General features: G+C 72.7%; 10 protein-coding genes. 2 read left to right on the forward strand and 8 right to left on the reverse strand.

The genetic code is table 11. From position 1 onward, the window contains the following. Positions 1-21 precede the first annotated feature (21 nt). On the forward strand, positions 22-1,533 hold the full coding sequence (gene glpK, locus ICC28_RS03260; protein ID WP_188286846.1) for a glycerol kinase GlpK: 1,512 nt from the start codon (positions 22-24) through the stop codon (positions 1,531-1,533). Between the two features lie 139 nt (positions 1,534-1,672). Here the strand turns inward: glpK and ICC28_RS03265 are convergent, their stop codons facing one another. The 5 genes from ICC28_RS03265 to ICC28_RS03285 are packed head-to-tail and all read right to left on the reverse strand — an operon-like array spanning position 1,673 to position 9,643. Beyond that, positions 1,673-2,278, reverse strand: coding sequence for a GTP-binding protein (locus ICC28_RS03265; protein ID WP_188286847.1), 606 nt, complete (start codon positions 2,276-2,278; stop codon positions 1,673-1,675). Beyond that, positions 2,259-5,903 (reverse strand): hydantoinase B/oxoprolinase family protein, encoded by a 3,645-nt coding sequence (locus ICC28_RS03270; protein WP_188286848.1) that lies wholly within the window; start codon positions 5,901-5,903, stop codon positions 2,259-2,261. The genes ICC28_RS03265 and ICC28_RS03270 overlap by 20 nt, the downstream gene beginning before the upstream one ends. Positions 5,904-5,927: 24 nt before the next feature. Further along, positions 5,928-6,323 (reverse strand): DUF742 domain-containing protein, encoded by a 396-nt coding sequence (locus tag ICC28_RS03275; RefSeq protein WP_188286849.1) that lies wholly within the window; start codon positions 6,321-6,323, stop codon positions 5,928-5,930. 9 nt (positions 6,324-6,332) lie between these two features. Next, positions 6,333-6,767 (reverse strand): roadblock/LC7 domain-containing protein, encoded by a 435-nt coding sequence (locus ICC28_RS03280; protein WP_188286850.1) that lies wholly within the window; start codon positions 6,765-6,767, stop codon positions 6,333-6,335. Continuing rightward, positions 6,764-9,643, reverse strand: a complete 2,880-nt coding sequence (locus ICC28_RS03285; protein ID WP_188286851.1) for a nitrate- and nitrite sensing domain-containing protein — start codon at positions 9,641-9,643, stop codon at positions 6,764-6,766. The genes ICC28_RS03280 and ICC28_RS03285 overlap by 4 nt, the downstream gene beginning before the upstream one ends. Positions 9,644-10,064: 421 nt before the next feature. On the opposite strand from ICC28_RS03285, the gene ICC28_RS03290 reads away from it, so the two are divergent. Next, positions 10,065-10,688, forward strand: a complete 624-nt coding sequence (locus ICC28_RS03290) for a hypothetical protein (RefSeq protein ID WP_188287241.1) — start codon at positions 10,065-10,067, stop codon at positions 10,686-10,688. Between the two features lie 104 nt (positions 10,689-10,792). Here the strand turns inward: ICC28_RS03290 and ICC28_RS03295 are convergent, their stop codons facing one another. Genes ICC28_RS03295 through ICC28_RS03305 form a run of 3 tightly spaced genes read right to left on the reverse strand, consistent with a single transcriptional unit; the run spans position 10,793 to position 17,883 of the window. Continuing rightward, a complete protein-coding gene (locus tag ICC28_RS03295; RefSeq protein ID WP_188286852.1) occupies positions 10,793-15,397 on the reverse strand; it encodes a hypothetical protein in 4,605 nt (1,534 codons plus the stop codon). Between the two features lie 37 nt (positions 15,398-15,434). Beyond that, positions 15,435-16,325 (reverse strand): hypothetical protein, encoded by an 891-nt coding sequence (locus tag ICC28_RS03300; RefSeq protein ID WP_188286853.1) that lies wholly within the window; start codon positions 16,323-16,325, stop codon positions 15,435-15,437. A gap of 31 nt (positions 16,326-16,356) precedes the next feature. After that, positions 16,357-17,883, reverse strand: coding sequence for a hypothetical protein (locus ICC28_RS03305; protein ID WP_188286854.1), 1,527 nt, complete (start codon positions 17,881-17,883; stop codon positions 16,357-16,359). Between the last annotated feature and the right edge of the window lie 38 nt (positions 17,884-17,921).

Here is a 17,921-nt window from a genome sequence, read left to right on the forward strand (position 1 = left end):
GGAACCGACGAAGGGGACGTCATGACGGACAAGTTCGTCGCCGCTATCGACCAGGGCACCACCTCCAGCCGCTGCATCATCTTCAACCAGGACGGCGCGATCGTCGCCGTCGACCAGCGCGAGCACCGCCAGATCTTCCCCAAGCCGGGCTGGGTGGAGCACGACGCCACCGAGATCTGGTCCAAGGTGCAGGCGGTGGTCGCCGGGGCGATCGCCAAGGCCGGTCTGCGTGCCGACCAGCTCAGCGCGCTCGGCATCACCAACCAGCGGGAGACGACGGTCCTGTGGGACCGTGCGACGGGCAAGCCGGTGCACAACGCGATCGTGTGGCAGGACACCCGTACGGCGGCGCTGTGCAACCAGCTCGGCGGCTCGGACGGGCAGGACCGTTTCCGCGAGCAGACGGGTCTGCCGCTGGCCAGCTACTTCTCCGGGCCCAAGGCGGCCTGGCTGCTGGACAACGTGCCCGGGCTCAGGGACCGCGCCGAGCGCGGCGAGATCGCCTTCGGCACCATCGACTCCTGGCTGATCTGGAACCTCACCGGAGGAACGAACGGCGGGCACCACGTCACCGACGTGACGAACGCCGGACGGACCATGCTGATGAACCTGGAGACCCTCCAGTGGGACTCCTCGATCCTGTCCGCCATGAACGTGCCCGAGGCCGTCCTGCCGGAGATCAAGTCCTCCGCCGAGGTGTACGGAACCGCCGTCGGCCAGCTCGCCGGCGTGCCGGTCGCCTCCGCGCTGGGCGACCAGCAGGCGGCGGTGTTCGGGCAGGCCTGCTACGACGTGGGCACGGCGAAGAACACCTACGGCACGGGTAGTTTCCTGCTGCTCAACACCGGCAACCGGCCGGTGCCGTCCAAGAGCGGGCTGCTGACGACGATGGGGTACAAGATCGGCGGTGAGGCGCCGGTCTACTGCCTGGAGGGGTCGATAGCCATAACGGGCGCGCTGGTGCAGTGGTTCCGCGACCAGCTCGGCATCATCCGCACCGCGGACGAGATCGAGCCCCTGGCGGCGAGCGTCGAGGACAACGGCGGCGCGTACATCGTGCCCGCCTTCTCGGGCCTGTTCGCACCGTACTGGCGCTCCGACGCGCGCGGTGTCGTCACCGGCCTGACCCGGTACGTCACCAAGGCGCATCTCGCGCGCGCGGTGCTGGAGGCGACCAGCTGGCAGACGCGGGAGGTCGTGGACGCCATGTACCAGGACTCCGGGGTGCAGATCACGACCCTGAAGGTGGACGGCGGCATGACGAAGAACAACCTGCTCATGCAGCACCAGGCCGATGTGCTCGACGTGCCGGTGATCCGTCCCAAGGTGTCCGAGACGACCTGTCTGGGTGCCGCCTACGCGGCCGGGCTGGCGACCGGCGTGTGGAACGACCTGGACGAGCTCAAGGCGCACTGGCAGCGGGACGTCGAGTGGACGCCCGCGATGGAGGCGTCGGTGCGGGACCGTGAGTACCGCAACTGGCGCAAGGCGGTGGAGAAGAGCTTCGGCTGGCTGGAGGACGGCGAGGAGTAGCCGCACGCGCGCGTGCGGGGCGTTCCCGGGCCCGCTCGGCTCGCGCCCGCGCAGGGAGTAACCGCACGCGCGTGTGCCGGGCACGGACCGCGGCTCGTACCCCGGTCGGCGGGGGTACGGGCCGCTCGCGTGCCCCGGGTCACGTGGTGACGGCCTGCCGGCGGCCCGCCGCGTGGGCCATGGCGTGCTGGACGACGCCGATGAGGACGTCCTTCACGGATTCCCGGTCGCGCGCGTCGCACAGGACGAGCGGCACGTCGTCGTCGAGGTCGAGGGCCTGGCGGACGTCGTCGGCCGGGTAACGGGGGGCTCCTTCGAAGCAGTTGACGCCCACCAGGAACGGTATGGAGCGCCGCTCGAAGTAGTCGACGGCGGCGAAGCAGTCCTCCAGGCGGCGGGTGTCGGCGAGTACGACGGCTCCGAGGGCGCCCTCGGAGAGTTCGTCCCACATGAACCAGAACCGCTCCTGGCCGGGCGTGCCGAAGAGATACAGCACCAGGTCCTCGCGCAGGGTGATGCGGCCGAAGTCCATGGCCACGGTGGTGGTGTGCTTGCCCTCCACCCCGCTGGTGTCGTCGACCGGGCGGCCGGCCTCGGTGAGGAACTCCTCGGTGCGCAGCGGCCTGATCTCGCTGACCGCGCCGACGAGGGTCGTCTTGCCCACGCCGAAGCCGCCGGCCACCAGGATCTTGAGCGTGACGGGCTCGACCGGGGGCTTGCCGCGCTCAGAACGCCCGAAGATCATCGATCTCTTCTCCTGCTTGCTGGGGGTCGGGCGACGGTGGGCCGTAGCCTCCGCCGCCGGGGGTTTCGATGACGAGGACGTCGTCGGGGCCGACGTCCGCCGAGTCACTGCCGACGAGGGGGGTGACCGTGCCGTCGGCCCGCTCCACCCGGTTGGCGCCGAGCGCGCCGGGTTCGCCGCCGGCCATGCCGTAGGGCGGGACCCTGCGGTGCTGGGACAGTGTGGAGACGGTCATGGGCTCGCGGAAACGGATGCGGCGGACCGCGCCGTCGCCGCCGCGCCACCGCCCGGCCCCGCCGCTGCCGCGCCGGACGGCGAATTCGTCGAGCCGCACGGGCAGCCGCCACTCCAGGACCTCGGGGTCGGTCAGCCGGGAGTTGGTCATGTGGGTCTGCACGACGGGCGCGCCGGGAAAGCCGTCGCCCGCGCCGGAGCCGGAGGCGACGGTCTCGTAGTACTGGTGACGCTCGTTGCCGAAGGTGACGTTGTTCATGGTGCCGGAGCCCTCGGCCTGCACGCCGAGCGCGGCGTAGAGGGCGCCCGTGATGGCCTGGGAGGTCTCCACGTTGCCCGCGACCACCGCGGCCGGCGGTTCGGGGGCGAGCATCGAGCCCGGCGGCACGATGATCCTCAAGGGGCGCAGGCAGCCGTCGTTGAGCGGGATGTCGTCGTCGACCAGGGTGCGGAAGACGTACAGGACCGCGGCGTTGACGACCGAGAACGGCGCGTTGAAGTTGGTGGTCAGCTGGGGTGACGTGCCGGTGAAGTCGACGGTGGCGGAACGGCTTGCGCGGTCCACGCGCACGCGTACCCGGATGACGGCGCCGGAGTCGGTCTCGTAGGCGTACTCGCCGTCGTCCAGGGCGTCGATCACCCGGCGGACCGCTTCCTCCGCGTTGTCCTGGACGTGCCGCATGTAGGCCTGGACGACGTCGAGGCCGAAGTCGTCGATCATGTGCGCGACTTCGTCGACGCCCTTCTGGTTGGCGGCGATCTGGGCCCGCAGGTCGGCCAGGTTGGTCCTCGGGTTGCGGGAGGGGTGGGGCGCCTCGGTGAGCAGGCGCAGCGTCTCCTCCTCGCGGAAGCGGCCGTTCTCGGTGAGGAGCCAGTTGTCGAAGAGGACGCCTTCCTCCTCGATCGTGCGGCTGTCGGCGGGCATGGATCCCGGGGCGATGCCGCCGATCTCGGCGTGGTGACCGCGGGAGGCGACGTAGAAGAGGATTCGGTTACTCTCCGTGCTGTCTGCGCTCTGCGCGTTCCGCGTCTCGAAGACGGGCGTGATCACCGTGACGTCCGGCAGATGCGTGCCGCCGTGGTACGGGTCGTTGACGGCGTAGGTGTCGCCGGGCCGCATCCCGGTGCCCCGTCGCCGGATGACCTCCTTGACGCTGGTCCCCATCGAGCCCAGGTGGACGGGGATGTGCGGGGCGTTGGCCACCAGGTTTCCGTCGGGGTCGAAGAGCGCGCAGGAGAAGTCCAGGCGTTCCTTGATGTTGACGGACTGGGCCGTGGACTCCAGGCGGGCGCCCATCTGTTCGGCGATGGACATGAAGAGGTTGTTGAAGACCTCCAGGAGAACCGGATCCGCTTTCGTGTCGAGATCGGAACTCTGCGTAATCGCCGCGCGTTCCATGACCAGATGCCCGTCGTGGGTCGTCGCGGCCCGCCAGCCGTCGTCCACGACGGTCGTCGCACCGGCCTCGGCGATGATCGCGGGGCCGGTGACGAGGTCGCCGGGAGGAAGGTCCTCGCGGCGGTGCAGGGGTACGTCGCGCCAGATGCCGCCGGTGTGGAGGCGGACGGTGTCGGGGGCGGCGGCGCGGCCCTGGTGGGTGGCCAGGGCGGAGAGATCGGGGGGTGGCGTGATGCCGGTGGCTTCCACGGAGAGGGCTTCGACGACGATCGGGCGGTCGAGGGCGAAGGAGTACGTGGCGCGATGACGTTCTTCGAAGGTGCGGCGCATCGTGTCGGGCTCGGTCAGCTCGACGGTGAGCGTGGTGTCGGTGCCGTCGTAGCGGAGCTGGGCGCGGCGGGTGACCCGGATGCGGTCCTCGGGGACGTCCTCGTCGAGGAGTTCGGCGCGGGCGGCGGCCTCCAGGTCGTCGGCGGTCTTGAGGACGGCCGGCAGCGACGCGGCCTCCAGGGGTGCCTCGACGGACTGTTCGCGCATGGCCGTGGTGTCGGCGAGTCCGATGCCGAGTGCGGAGAGGACACCGGCCATGGGCGGCACGAGCACGGTGCGGATACCGAGCGAGTCGGCGACCGTGCAGGCGTGCTGTCCGCCGGCACCGCCGAAGGTGGTGAGGGCGTAACGGGTGACGTCGTGGCCCTTCTGCACGGAGATCCGCTTCACGGCGTTGGCGATGTTGGCGACGGCGATCCGGAGGTAGCCCTCGGCGACCTGCTCAGGGGTGCGGTCGTCGCCGGTTCGCTCGCGGATCTCGTCCGCGAGGGCGGTGAAGCGGTCGCGGACGAGTTCGGTGTCGAGCGGCTGGTCGCCGTCGGGGCCGAACACCTCGGGAAAGTGGGCGGGTTGGATGCGGCCGAGCATGACATTGGCGTCGGTGACCGTGAGCGGGCCGCCGCCGCGGTAGCAGGCGGGCCCCGGGTCCGCGCCCGCCGAGTCGGGTCCCACGCGGTAGCGGGAGCCGTCGAAGTGGAGGATCGAGCCGCCGCCGGCCGCGACGGTGTGGATGTCCAGCATGGGGGCGCGCAGCCGGACGCCGGCGATCTGGGTGGTGAAGACGCGTTCGTACTCTCCGGCGAAGTGCGAGACGTCGGTGGAGGTGCCTCCCATGTCGAAGCCGATGACCCGGTCGAAGCCGACCAGCTGCGACATGCGGGCCATGCCGACGATGCCGCCGGCGGGACCGGACAGGATGGCGTCCTTGCCGCGGAACTGCCCGGCGTCGGCGAGGCCACCGTTGGACTGCATGAACATCAGCCGGACGTCCTGGAGTTCGTCGGCGACGTGCTGCACGTAACGGCGCAGCACGGGCGAGAGGTAGGCGTCGACGACGGCGGTGTCCCCGCGCGGGACGAGCTTCATCAGTGGGCTGACCTCGCTGGAGAGCGAGATCTGGGGGAAGCCGATGCGGTCGGCCAGGCGGCCGACGGCCTGCTCGTGGGCGGGATGGAGGTGGCTGTGCATGCAGACCACGGCGACGGCGCGGATCCCGTCGTCGTACGCCTGGCGCAGGGGGCCGGTGAGGGCCTCCAGGTCGGGGGCGCGCAGGACGGTGCCGTCGGCGGCGATGCGCTCGTCGATCTCGATGACGCGCTCGTACAACAGTTCGGGGAGTTCGATGCGGCGGGCGAAGATGCGGGGGCGGTTCTGGTAGGCGATGCGCAGGGCGTCGCGGAAGCCTCGGGTGATGAGCAGCAGGGTGCGCTCGCCCTTGCGTTCCAGGAGGGCGTTGGTGGCGACGGTGGTGCCCATGCGGACGGTCTCGACGGGTTCCTCGGAGCCCCGCATGAGTTCGCGTACACCTGCGACGGCCGCGTCGGAGTAGCGCGCCGGGTTCTCCGACAGGAGCTTGTGGGTGAGCAGACGGCCGTCCGGGCGCCGCGCGACGACATCGGTGAAGGTGCCGCCTCGGTCGACCCAGAACTGCCAGCCTGTCACGTCAGTACCCCGCTTCTGCGCCGGTCACAGCGCCCGGAGGCCGTTGATCACGTCGCGCAGAATACTCTCGTCCACCAGTTCCGCAGGGGGAACGGGCCGGTTCACATGGACGAGTTCCCCGGCCACGAGGTCTCCTACGAGGACTCGGACCACTCCGATGGGCAGGTCGAGTTCGGCGGCGAGTTCGGCGACCGACTGCGGGGCGTCGCGGCACAGCTCGACGATGTCCACGTGCTCCGGGGACAGCGTCGCGTCCGCTTCCGGATCGTCCGCGTGCCGCTGCGCGACGACCACGGCGATGAGGTCGAGGCGGTGCTGGGCCGCACTGGTGGTGCGGCCCCGCGTCATGGCGTACGGGCGGACGACCGGTCCGGCCTCGTCGTCGAACCAGTGGCTTCTTCCCTGACCGTCTGGGCTCATGTCATCCCACTACCCGCCGGAGGGCAGATCGGTGCGTGGAGCCGCGGTCAGATGCACGCCGACGCGCTTGACCAGGAGGGTCATCTCGTAGGCGACCTGGCCGACGTCGGAGTCGGCGTCGGAGAGGACGGCCAGGCAGCTGCCGTCCCCCGCGGCGGTGACGAACAGGAACGCGTCGTCGAGCTCGACGACCGTCTGGCGCACGCTGCCGGCCTCGAAGTGGCGGCCCACGCCCTTGGCGAGGCTGTGGAATCCGGAGGCGACGGCGGCCAGGTGCTCGCTGTCCTCCCGGGTCAGGTCCTTGGACGCCCCCGTCGGCAGGCCGTCCCCGGAGAGCACGACGGCCTTGCGGATGCTGGCTACCCGGTCCACCAGGTCGTCGAGGAGCCAGTTGAGCTCCCCGGACTTGTTCGCTGTGTGGCCGGTCGCCTTCGGTGCGGTCATCGACCGTCCCCCTTTGTCGTTCCTCGTGGTGCTGTGCCGCTCTGGGCGTCGTCGCCCGCGGCGTTCTCGTCGCGGCCGCGCTGCCAGCCTCGCTGGAGCGAGGCCATGCGGCTGCGCACCTCGTCCGCGTCCCGCTCGACGGGCCCTCCGTCGGCCTCGGTGGGCCGGACGGGATCCTGTCTGAGCTGCGGAGCGAGGTTCGCCTGCCGTACGCGCCGGGGAAGCGGTCCCGTGTCGGAGCCGGTCTGGTGCTCCGTGGGGGCCGGACGCCGGTCGGTTGCGTCTGTCCTGGTGGACTCGATCGCGGCGCGACGGGTGCGTCGGGGCAGCGCAGGGGGCTGCCCGGCGCGGTCCGGGTCGGCGGACGCCGTGGTCTCGGTTCGTTCGCCGGAACGGTCTGCCGGGCCGGGTCCGCGACGCAGCGCTGCGGGCCCGCCGCGTCGGGTCGACAGCGGTGCGGGGGGAGTCGGCTCGTGGCGGTCCGGAGCCGAGGCGGGGCCTTCGGCTGCCTCGTCGCGCCGCTCGCCGACCGGGCGCCCGTGCGAGCTGACCAGCTTGGGTGCGTGCCGGCGAGGCAGTGGCACCGGGGCGCTCAGGTGGGGGTCGGTGGCGTCCTGGCCCGGGTCGCCGGAGGCGGTCGGCTCCGGGCGGCCGCGGTCGTCGCGGCGGGCGTCTTTGGCGTCCTGCGCACCGGCGAGTCGGGAGCGGCGTGGGCGGAACAGGCCGCCGCGTTCGCTGTCCTCGTCGTCCAGGGTGTCGGGGAAGTCGTCCAGGGCGTCCAGGTCGACGGGCGCCTCCAGTTCGACGGGGCCGTCCAGCAGCGGGGAGGGCAGGCCGGACAGCGGCACGGGTACCTGGGCGAGAGCGGTCCGGCGGCTCTCGTCCAGCCTGCTGCTCTCCGCCGGCCGACGGCTCTCCTGCAGCTCGGCCCCCTTGGAGGGGGTGGGCCGGTCGAGACGGAAGCCGATGCCGTTGGTGTCGGGAACGTCGTCGGTCAGCAGGGCGTCGGGGATGAAGACGACGGCGGTCGTGCCGCCGTAGGGCGACGGCTGCAGGGAGACCCGGACGTTCTGGCGCTGGGCGAGCCGGCTGACCACGAACAGGCCGAGCCGGTCGGTGTCGGAGAGTTCGAACTCAGGTGTCTCGGCGAGCCGGAGGTTGGCATCCAGGAGCGCGTCGGCGGCCATGCCGAGTCCGCGGTCGTGGATCTCCAGGGTGAAGCCGTTGGCGACGCGGTCGCCGAGCACATGGACGGCGGTGTGCGGCGGGGAGAACACCGTGGCGTTCTCCAGGAGTTCGGCCACGAGGTGGGTGAGGTCGGCGACGGCCGGACCGGTGACGGCGACGCGTGGCAGGCGGCGTACCTCGATGCGCTCGTAGTCCTCGACCTCGGCGACGGCGGCGCGCACGACGTCCATGAGCTGGACGGGTTTGCGCCACTGCCGGGAGGGGGCGGCACCGGAGAGGATCACCAGGCCCTCGGCGTGCCGGCGCATACGGGTGGTCAGGTGGTCCAGGCGGAACAGGTCGGCGAGTTCGTCGGTGTCCTCGGTCCGGCGTTCCATGGTGTCGAGGAGGGTGAGCTGCTTGTGGAGGAGTACTTGGCTGCGGCGGGCGAGGTTGACGAAGACCTCGGAGACGCCGGCGCGGAGTTGGGCCTGCTTGACGGCGGCCTCGACGGCTGCGCGCTGGAGCGTGTTGAGGGCCTGGCCGACCTCGCCGATCTCGTTCCTGTCGTACTCCAGGCGCGGGACCTCGGTCTCCACGTCGACCTGTTCGCCCACGGACAGACGGCGCATCACGCTGGGCAGCCGGACGCCGGACGCCTCGTGGGCCTCCAGGCGCAGCTGTCGCAGGTCGCGGATGAGGCCACGGCCGATGCGCACCGACAGGACCAGCGAGACGAGCAGGGCGATCAGTCCGAGGACACCGGCGACGGCGGCCTTGGCGATGACGCCCATCGCGACGGGACGGACACGGTCCTGGTAGCGGTCGCCGGCCTCGTCGTTGAGCTCGCTGAGCTCTTCCAGGACGTGACCCGCGGCGGCGTCCCAGCTCTTCGCGGTGACCCCGCTGGGGGTTCCGGCGCCGGCCGAGACGGCCGCGTCCTCGGCCACGAGGAGGCGGGCGCCGGCGGCGTTCTCCCAGAAGCGCTGGAAGCGGTCGTGCTCCCAGGAGGGCAGGAGCGAGAGGTTGACGTCGTAGATCAGGGTGCGCTGGGCGGCGTAGTCGGAGACCTGGCGGATCTCCTGGCGGGAGAGCCTGCCGACGATCAGTGCGGAGCCCAGAAGGGCGTCCTCGCGGGAGAGCAGTTCACGGGCGCGGGCGAGGCTGACCAGTGCGCGGTACTGCTTGTCCATCTCCACGTTGTCGACGACATGGAGGTTGGCGAGCAGGACATAGCAGGGCTCGACCATGTCGTTGTAGAGCTTGAGGGCCTGCGCGCGGTCGACGGTGCCGTCCTCGATGCTGCGTCGCAGGGAGGCGAGGCCGTCGAAGGCGTCCAGGACGGCGGTCATGCGTTCGTCGGTGTCCTGGCCCATCGCGTCGCGGACGTCCGGCTTCCGGGCGTTCCTGCGGATCTCGGCGACGGCCTTGTCGGTGGCGGTGCGGCTGCGCTGGAGGGCGGCGAGGCCGTCGGAGGCGCGGGGGTCGGCGAGGTGGACGAGGGTCTGGCGGCGTTCCTGCTGGAGCACCCGGACGGTGTCCTCGACGGGGTAGGCGATCTTCTCCACGACGGAGGACACGTTGAACAGCTCTTGTGCCTCGCGTCCCGTGAGTACCGTGGCGAAGCCCCAGATCGCGGTCAGGGACACCAGCGGCACGAGAAGCAGCGCCACGATCTTCCGGCGGATGGACTTCCCGCGAAAGCGCATGGCCTCCCCCAGCTCGACCCCCGCCGGACCGGGGGCACACATGTGCGTCAACAAACGGCGCGAGCCTACTACCGACGCATGCGTAACTCGAAGGGCTATCCGGAAGCCGAACTTCCGCACTGGGGCCGGGACATGGGGAGTTGTCCGGGAATTACGGGAGATTGCCTCCCGGGTTTCGGCGTTCGCCACCCAAAACGATCCGGCCGCCCCGTCCGGCCAGTTGGCCGGATTTCTTCCGTCGTCGGGAATCTTCCGGGTGCGCCGTTCGTCCTTCTCTACGGGAAATGGGGGCGGAATCGGCCACAGGAGCCGCATCCCGTCACCGGGCGGCGTAAAACAGCGCAAGGCGGGCAGCCAGTGGGGAGCCAGGTCTTCGGGCGCAGGAGCGAGGGGTGTGCTGGCGGTGGGGAGTGACACGTTGATGGGCACGGCGGAGCGGCGCATGACGTCCGACGAGAGCAGGACGACGGCGTCTTCGACGGTGCGGCAAAGCGTTCAGGCGCCGGATCGCGACATTCCGGCACAGGGACGTGCAGCCTTGGACGCGGGCCCCCCTCGTTCGGAGCCCGACAGCAGGGCGACGGCGCGCGCGGGCGCCGCCGACAGGGACGGGCAGGGGCCCGCCGAGCGTGCCGCGGCACCCGAGCGGGCGTCCTACCGGCCGTTGTGGGTCGAGGAGCCGGCACGGCGGCGCCGGATGCCCGATCCGGTCCGTACGGCGGCGGTGCGAGCGGTGCTCATCATCGCCGTGACGCTGATTCAGGCGATGGTGGCCTTCCTGTGCACGTTGGCCGGATCGTGGCTGGCCTTCCCGATGGTGCTCAGCAGCGTGGCCAGCACGGTGGTGGCCACCTGGGGCGCGCTCGACGTCTGGGTGACCCGCCAGGTGTGGAACCAGCGCAACGGCGTGGTCTCGGAACCGAGCAGTACCGCGCGGGCGCTGCGCCGCGAGCGCCGCCGGGCCCGGCGACAGGCGCGGGCCGCCGAGCGGTCCCAGGAGCGGATACGCAGGTCGGGCGGTGCGGGCCAGCTGTCGCATCCTTGAGCGGACGAGGCCACCGGCTACGGCCACTCCGGGCTGCTCGTCGGCGGACGTGTCAGCCCGGGTGGGCGGCCGGACGGGAGCCGGGCCGGCGCCCGCCCGTCTGATCAACCGGTCGGCGCAGGCTTCCTGAACATCCGCGTCGCCGTGATCTCGCTGTGCACCGACTCCCCCGCCTCGGCCTGCTGGGGCAACCCCGGGCGCAGATGTTCCTCCACGCTGATGTACTTCAGGCCGGCCCTGAGATCAGCGTCGTTGCGCAGCCGGATGACCAGCGGGAACTCGGCGAGGGCGGTGGTGTCGAACAGTCCGGTGGTGTACAGGAGCTGCACCCCCAGGGCGTCCGACACAGCCCGCTGAAGCTCCAGCAGGTACGTGGCGTTGGCCCGCCCGATCGGATTGTCGAGGAACAGGGTGCCCGCGTGCCGGTGCTTGTCCCGGCCCCGGTCGTTCGACCGGAGCGCGGCCATCGTGCAGTACAGCGCGATGGCGGCGGTGAGCAGCTGGCCGCCGGAGAACACATCGCCCATCTGCCCGACCGGCACTCGCTCGGCGCGCAGCACGGCGTCCGGCTTGAGGATCTCGACGGCGACACCCTTGGGCTGGAGGGCGGCGGCAACACCGCGCAGCAGCAGGGACATTCCGTCGCGGCGCAGGTCGGAGTTCTTCTTCACGGCCGCACGGGTCGCCTCGTCGATGACCTCCCCGAGCCGCTCCGTGAGAGTGGCCTGGTCGGGTTCCTCGAAGCGGATGCGCAGGAACTCCTGCCCGGACCACTCGCCGAGGCCCTCCGGCAGCCGGGAGAGCCGCTGGGCCGACCGCAGCGTGGCGAGCGCCGACTCCACCAGCCCTCGCAACCGGTCCACGATCGAGTCGCGGTTGCGCTCCAGCTGCTCCAACTCGTCGGTGAGGACGCGCAGTCGGGGGGCGAAGGCGTCCGCCCACTTCTGGGCGTGCTCGGGGAGCGCGGACGCGGGCAGCTCACGGATCTGCTGCCGCGCGGGGGTGCGCACCTGCTCGTAGCGCGTGGAGTTGGCGTGCCGCACGAGGACGTCACTCGCCTCGCGTACGGCGGCCTCGGCGGCGGACAGGTCGGCGGCGCAGCCGCGCAGGGACCGGCGGGCCTCGGCGGCGGACTGCCGAGCCTCCTCCAGGCTGCCCGGGTACGGCTCGGGCTCCTCCTGCTCCTCGTCGGCCGCGTGTTCGCGCAGCAGGTCGCGGAGCATCGCGGCGATCTCGTCGAAGCCACCGGCCGCGTCCTCGGCGGCGCGGTGGGCGTCCAGCAGCTCGGCGTGAGCCTCCCGGGTACGGCTCAACGCCTCGGTCCGCGAGGCGAGTTCGGCGGTCGCCGTACGCAGCAGCGCCTGGGCGTGCTCGGCGTCGCGCGGCTGCAGTTCCTCGGGCAGGTCGGTGTGCGCCTCGCCGTCCTCGGGCGCATGCCGCTCGGCCTCGCCGCGCAGCCGCCCGAGCTGCTCGCTCGCCGTCGACATACGGGTCTCCAGGAGCTGCACGAGCTCTTCCGCGCGCGCGACGGCGGCCTGCCGGGAGGGCCCGTCGGAGCCGTCGGGCGACTGGAGCAGCTGCTCCGCGCGGGTGCGGACCTTGTTGCTCAGCCGGTCCAGCTCCGCGCGCGCCGCGCTCTCGTCGCTCTCCGCGCGGGCCTGCTCGGCGCGCAGGTCGGCGCCGACGCCGACCTTCTCGTACACCTGCGAGGCGGCCCGGTAGGCCTCACGCAGGGCGGGCAGCGACGCCTTGGGGTCGTCCGCGTCCGACTCCGGTACGTCGTCGGGGGCGCCCGCGATCTCGGAGCGCTCGGCGCGCAGCGCACGTGCGGTGCGGCGGGCGTCGTCGGCGGCGCGCTGGGCGGCGCGACGGTCCTCGTCGGCGGCGCGGGCCCGCTCCAGGCAGGCCTGGGCGCGGGCCTCCGACTCGGCGGCCTCGTCGGCGAGTTCGCGCAGACGGGACTGCCAGCCGGCCCGCTCGCGCAGCCGGAAGGCGAGTCCGGCGAGAGCGTCAGCGGCCCGTCGGGCCTTCTGCGCGGCCTCCTGCCGTTCGTCGCGCACCTGGGCGGCCTCGGCGGCGGCTTCGTCGGCCTCGGCGCGCACCGTCCGTGCCTCGGCGAGTTCGGCCTCGCTCTCCTCGGCGAACGCGCGCGCCTCCGTGGCGGCCTCGGCGAGCTCGATCAGCCGTCCGGCGGGGCAGCCGGTGCGCCACGAGGCGAGCCGCGCGGCGAGTTCCCGGTCCTTGCCGAGCCGCGCGGCGAGCGTGCGGATCTCCTCGTCCCGCTCGGTCGCCCGCGCACGCAGCGCCTGCCGCTCCTCGTCGGCGGCGTGCTCGTCGTGCATGGCCGGGTTCGGCGGTACGAGGAAGACGTCGCCGCTCTGCGCGTCCGTGCCCGGCGTCGGGGCGAGCAGGGCGGCCGCGGTGCCGACAGCCACGGCGGACCGGGGCAGCAGCGCCGCGTCACCGAGCGCCTCGCGGGCACGCGCGTGTGTGTCCGGATCGGTGATGATCACGCCGTCGACCAGCTCGGGGCGGGCGGCCAGCACGCGCGCGTGGTCGGCGGGGTCGACGGCCTGGGCGAGGTAGCGCCAGCCGGGCAGCGCGGGGATGCCGTGCTCGCCGAGGTACTCCACGGTGGCCAGCACGTCCGGGCCGGGCGGGAGCAGTCCCCCGTCACCGAGGGCGCCGAGGATCCGGGAGTCGTCGGCCGCGGCCGTGCGCAGTTCGAAGAGCTGCCGTTCGGCGGAGGACACGGCGTCGTCGAGGAGCTCACGCAGCTCGTCGGCGAACCGGTCGAGCTCCTCGGGGCTGAGCGGGCCTCGGTCGTCGGTCTCCTGGCGGGGCTGCGGCACGCTCCCTGCCCCGCCGGTCAGGCTGAGCAGTTCCGCCAGCCGTTCCTCGGCGGCCAGCATCTCGGCGAGTCGGCGTTCGGCCTCGTAGGACCGCTCCGCCGCCGTCGCCGCGTCGGCGGCGCGGGCCGCGGTCAGCTCGGCGCGGGACTCCGTGGCGGCCGCCTCGCGCGCGTGCTCCGACGCTCGCCGGGAGGCTTCGCGCGCGGTGTCCCAGGCGGCGACGGCCGTCTTCTCGGCGTCGCTCGCGGCGAGGGCGGCTCGGGCCGGGTCGGCGTCCGGGGCGCTGTCGTCGAGCCAGCCTGCGCGCACGGCCTCGGCCGTCTCCTGCTCGACCTCGGCGAGCCGCTGCTTGAGGTGCCCGATCTCGCTGCGGGCACGCTGGGCCTCGGTGGCGGCGGCGGTGGAGTCCCGGTAGGCGCTCTCGCCGACCTCCTGCAGGGCGGCCGAGCGCTCCTCCCCCTCGTTGGCGAGGTTCTCGGCGCTCTCCGCGGCCGCGTGCAGTGCCCGTACGAGATCGACGGCGGCCTTCGCGCGGGCGGCGAGCGCGGGGGCCGCGTCCCGTTCGGCCTCCTGGATGGCGGCGGCCACGCGCGCGACGCGGTCGGCGGCGGCGCGGTGGCGCAGTACGGCCTCGGCGGCCTGCCAGGCGGAGTGCAGGGTGCGTGCGTCGGCGAGTTCGCGCTTCTGGGCGGCCGCGGACTTCTCGGCCGCGGCGAGGGCCAGCGAGGCGTGCCGGTAGGCGAGTTCGGCGGCGATCGCGGCGCTGCGCTGCCGTGCCGCCTCGGCGTGCGTGACGGCGTAGGCGGCGGCGGTGACGCGCTGGGCGAGGTCGGCGGCCCGCACGCGCTCCTGCACGCCGCGCGCGGAGAGCCGGCGTGCCAGCGTCCGGGTGCGGCGCTCGGCGCCCGCGTGGATGTCACGCGCGCGGGCCCGTGCGTCGGCCGCCTCGACGATCCGCCCGAGCAGGTCGACCGAGCCCGCGGTGAAGTCGCGTTCGGCGATCAGCTCGGCGCGCCGGCCCAGCTTGTTGCCGAAGCCGCTGACCAGGTCGGCGAGCCCGTCGGTGTCCCGGGTGTCGGTGACCGCGCGCAGCAGCAGGTCGGTGAAGTCGGAGTCCTTCTTGACGGCGAAGAGGCCGGCCGCCTCACCCTCGTCGGCGTTCATCTCGCGCTGGTAGCGGAAGAGTTCGGGGTCGAGGCCGAGGTCACCGAGGTGCTCGATCCAGCGGTCGTGGATCTCCTCCCAGTGCACCTCCAGGTGCGGGTAGGCCTTGCCGGCCTCGGTGAGGGCGTCCCGGAAGCCCTTCATGGTGCGGCGGCGGCCCTGTGCGCCGGACTGGCCCTCCACGGGCGGTCGTACGGCGGTGGCCTCGGCGACGGGGAGGTTGTCCAGGCTGAGTCCCGGGCCGGGTCGGAAGGAGTACCAGGCCTCGGCGAACTTCCGCGGGTCGTTGGAGACCTGCCGCCCCCGCCATTCGCTGACCTTGCCGACGACGACGCACTCGCCGGTGAGCGTGTGCTGCCACTCCAGGGCGACGTGTCCGCAGTCGTCGGCGAGCAGGAACTTGCGCAGGACGCCGGAGCTGGCGCCGCCCAGCGTGTTGCGGTGGCCCGGCAGCATCACGGAGAAGATCAGCTTCAGGAGGACGGACTTGCCGCCGCCGTTCTCCAGGAAGAGCACGCCGGCGGGCGCGGGCCGGCGCGGCGGGCCGACGGGCTCCTCCTCGAAGAACTCCGCCTGGGTGGGCGCGGGGTCGGGCACGGGCTCGCCGACGCCCCGCAGGTCAAGCACGGTGTCGGCGTAGCGCGCACCGGCGGGCCCGATGGAGTAGAGGCGGACCCGGGACAGCTCGTACATGGCGGACTCTCGTAAGTCTTCGGCAGATCGGGGAAGTTCAGGACTGGGCGGGCGCGTGGAACGGCAGCCCGGCGTCGGCCACCAGTTCCAGGTCGTCGCCGTCCTCGGGCGGCAGCAGCGTGGCCGTGCCGTCGGTGACCGGGACGACGCCCAGCTCCAGCAGCTCGGCCATCGCGGCGCTGCCGGCCATGTCGCGCACCTGGAGCTGGTAGCGGGCGGTCGTGCGGTACGTGCCGCCGTTGTCGTCGCCCGTGCGCTGCAGGAAGCCGGAGTCGGTGAGGAAGGCGACGGCCTTGCCGACGATGCCGGTGGTGGACCCGGCGAGGCGGCGGGCGTCCTTGGTGGCGCCGGTCGCGGTGCGTCTGGCCCAGATCCGCCAGGCGGCCTCCAGGCAGGGCGCGTCGGTGGCCGGGTCGGTGTTCTGGCCCTGTTCCTCGGCGCGCTCCTCCAGGCGTCGGCAGGCCTGGCGGACGAAGGCGTCGACGCCGTTGACGGAGACCCGCCCGATGTAACCGTCGTCGGCGAGGTCCTCGGGCCGCGGGAAGGCCAGGGCGGCGACCGCGAGATGGGCGAGGCCGTGCAGGAAGCGGTCGCCGGAGTCGGCCGAGGTGCGCTTCGCGTAGTCGCCCATGCGTACGGCGAACACCGAGTCCTCGGCGGCGGTCACCGCCATCCCCGCGCGCGGGGAGACCTCCAGTACGACCAGGCCGAGACCGGTGGCCACGGCGTCCGCGAGGCGCGCGAACGGCGGGTCCTCCCGGTACCGGCGCAGCAGCTCGGTGTACTCCTGGTCCCGCGCGGGCTGCAGCTTGGGCTGCAGCCCGAAGGCGACGAGCCGAGCCGCGTCGGCGGCGTCGGCGGGCGTGACGGCGGCGGAGACCGGTGCGGGGCCGGTCTCCTGCTCACTCCACTCGACGTGCTCGCTCACGGTCGCTCTCCTTGCTGCGCTGTCACTCGGCTCATGCCGCTTCCGTCCTGTCCGCCGCCATCCCGGCCGCGTCCAGCAGGGCCGTGCCGACGATCAGGTCGGCCCCGCCGAACTCGGGATCGTCCAGCTCGGTCCCGTCGTCCACGGCGAACAGCAGCTTCTCCTCGCCCTGCCGGTAGGCGGTGCCGACCGGCGGGCTGGCCGCGTGCACCGCCAGCAGCGCCACGAGGTAGGGCAGGTCGGGGTCCGACCGCCGGGCCTCGGCCAGCAGTCCCGAGAGCCGCCGCGGGGCGTCCGCGGGCAGGTCCAGCAGTTCCATGGCGGCGGCGAGCTGCTCCTCGCTGAACCGGCTGTCGTCCGGCGTCGCGATGAGGTCCGGCTCGGGCATCTCCGCACCCAGGTGCTCCCGCTCCACCGGGGGCGTCAGCAGTATGTCCACCAGGTCCGTGACCCGGACGGACACGGGCGTGCGCAGCCCGGTGCCGCGCGCGAAGAAGGCGTCCGTGACCCGCACGGCCTGCTCGACGGGCAGCGGCAGCACCGGGGCGACGAGATGGCCGTACAGGTCTATGCCCGACGTCGTCATCGGGGTCGCGAAGGCCTGCCGGTCCTGCTCCGCGCGGAACAGCGGACCGGCCTCCAGCAGCCGCGACTGCAGCTGCGTGTGCCGTCGGATGCAGTCCTTGACGATGTCGACCAGTTCGGCGGCCCGTCGCTTGTGCTCGGGGTCCTCGGACTCGTCCCGGGCCTTGCGGATGTTGGTGAGGATCGCGTTCTCGTGCCGGTACCGGTCGGCCACGTGGTCCAGGGCCTCGGCGATCATGTCGGGCACCGCCCTCAGCCAGTCCACCGCGCGGACGTTGCGCCGGGTCGCGTCCAGGGCCTTGCGCAGGGTCTCCGAGTACTGCACGGTCCGGTACCGGGCCTGCTCGGCGGCGAGCTGGGCGTCGGCGAGGCGGCCGCGGCTGATCAGCACCTCCAGCTTGACCTCGGCGGCGATCTGCGCGCTGGTGACGTCGGTGTCGAGGGCGCCGACCAGGACGTTGACGGCCTCGTCCGTGGTGCGGAGGTAGACCGTGCCGCCGGGGCCCGGGACCTCCTCGATCAGCTTGAAGTCGTAGTCGCGGCGGACGTAGGTGCCGTCGGGCGCGAAGGTGCCGTAGACGGCGCGGAAGCCGCGGTCGACGCTGCCGACGTTGATCAGGTTCTCCAGGACCCAGCGGGCCACGCGCTCGTGCTCGGCGGCGGGCCGCCGCGGGGCCTGGGCGGCGATGCGCGGGACGAGTCGGGCGACGATCTGGTCGTGGTCGGCACCCGTGTCGAAGTCCATGTTGAGGGTGACCAGGTCGATGGCGGCGAGTGCCACCTCGGCCATGCCGTACACCGAGTACTCGCCCGCCAGGTTGGCCTTGCGGGCGTCGAGGTCGTGCAGTGGGGCGGTGCAGGCGAGCGCGCGCAGCCGCCGCGCCAGTCCCTCGTCGGCGGCCGGACCCGGCGCGGGTCGCGGCCCCGCGCTGAGCTGGGGCGGAACGCTGTCCGTCGGTGCAGGCGAAGTCACGGTGCACAGACTAGGTCCTAGGTCTGACAACGACCCAA

Source organism: Streptomyces sp. TRM68416 (assembly GCF_014596915.1).
GTDB lineage: Bacteria > Actinomycetota > Actinomycetes > Streptomycetales > Streptomycetaceae > Streptomyces.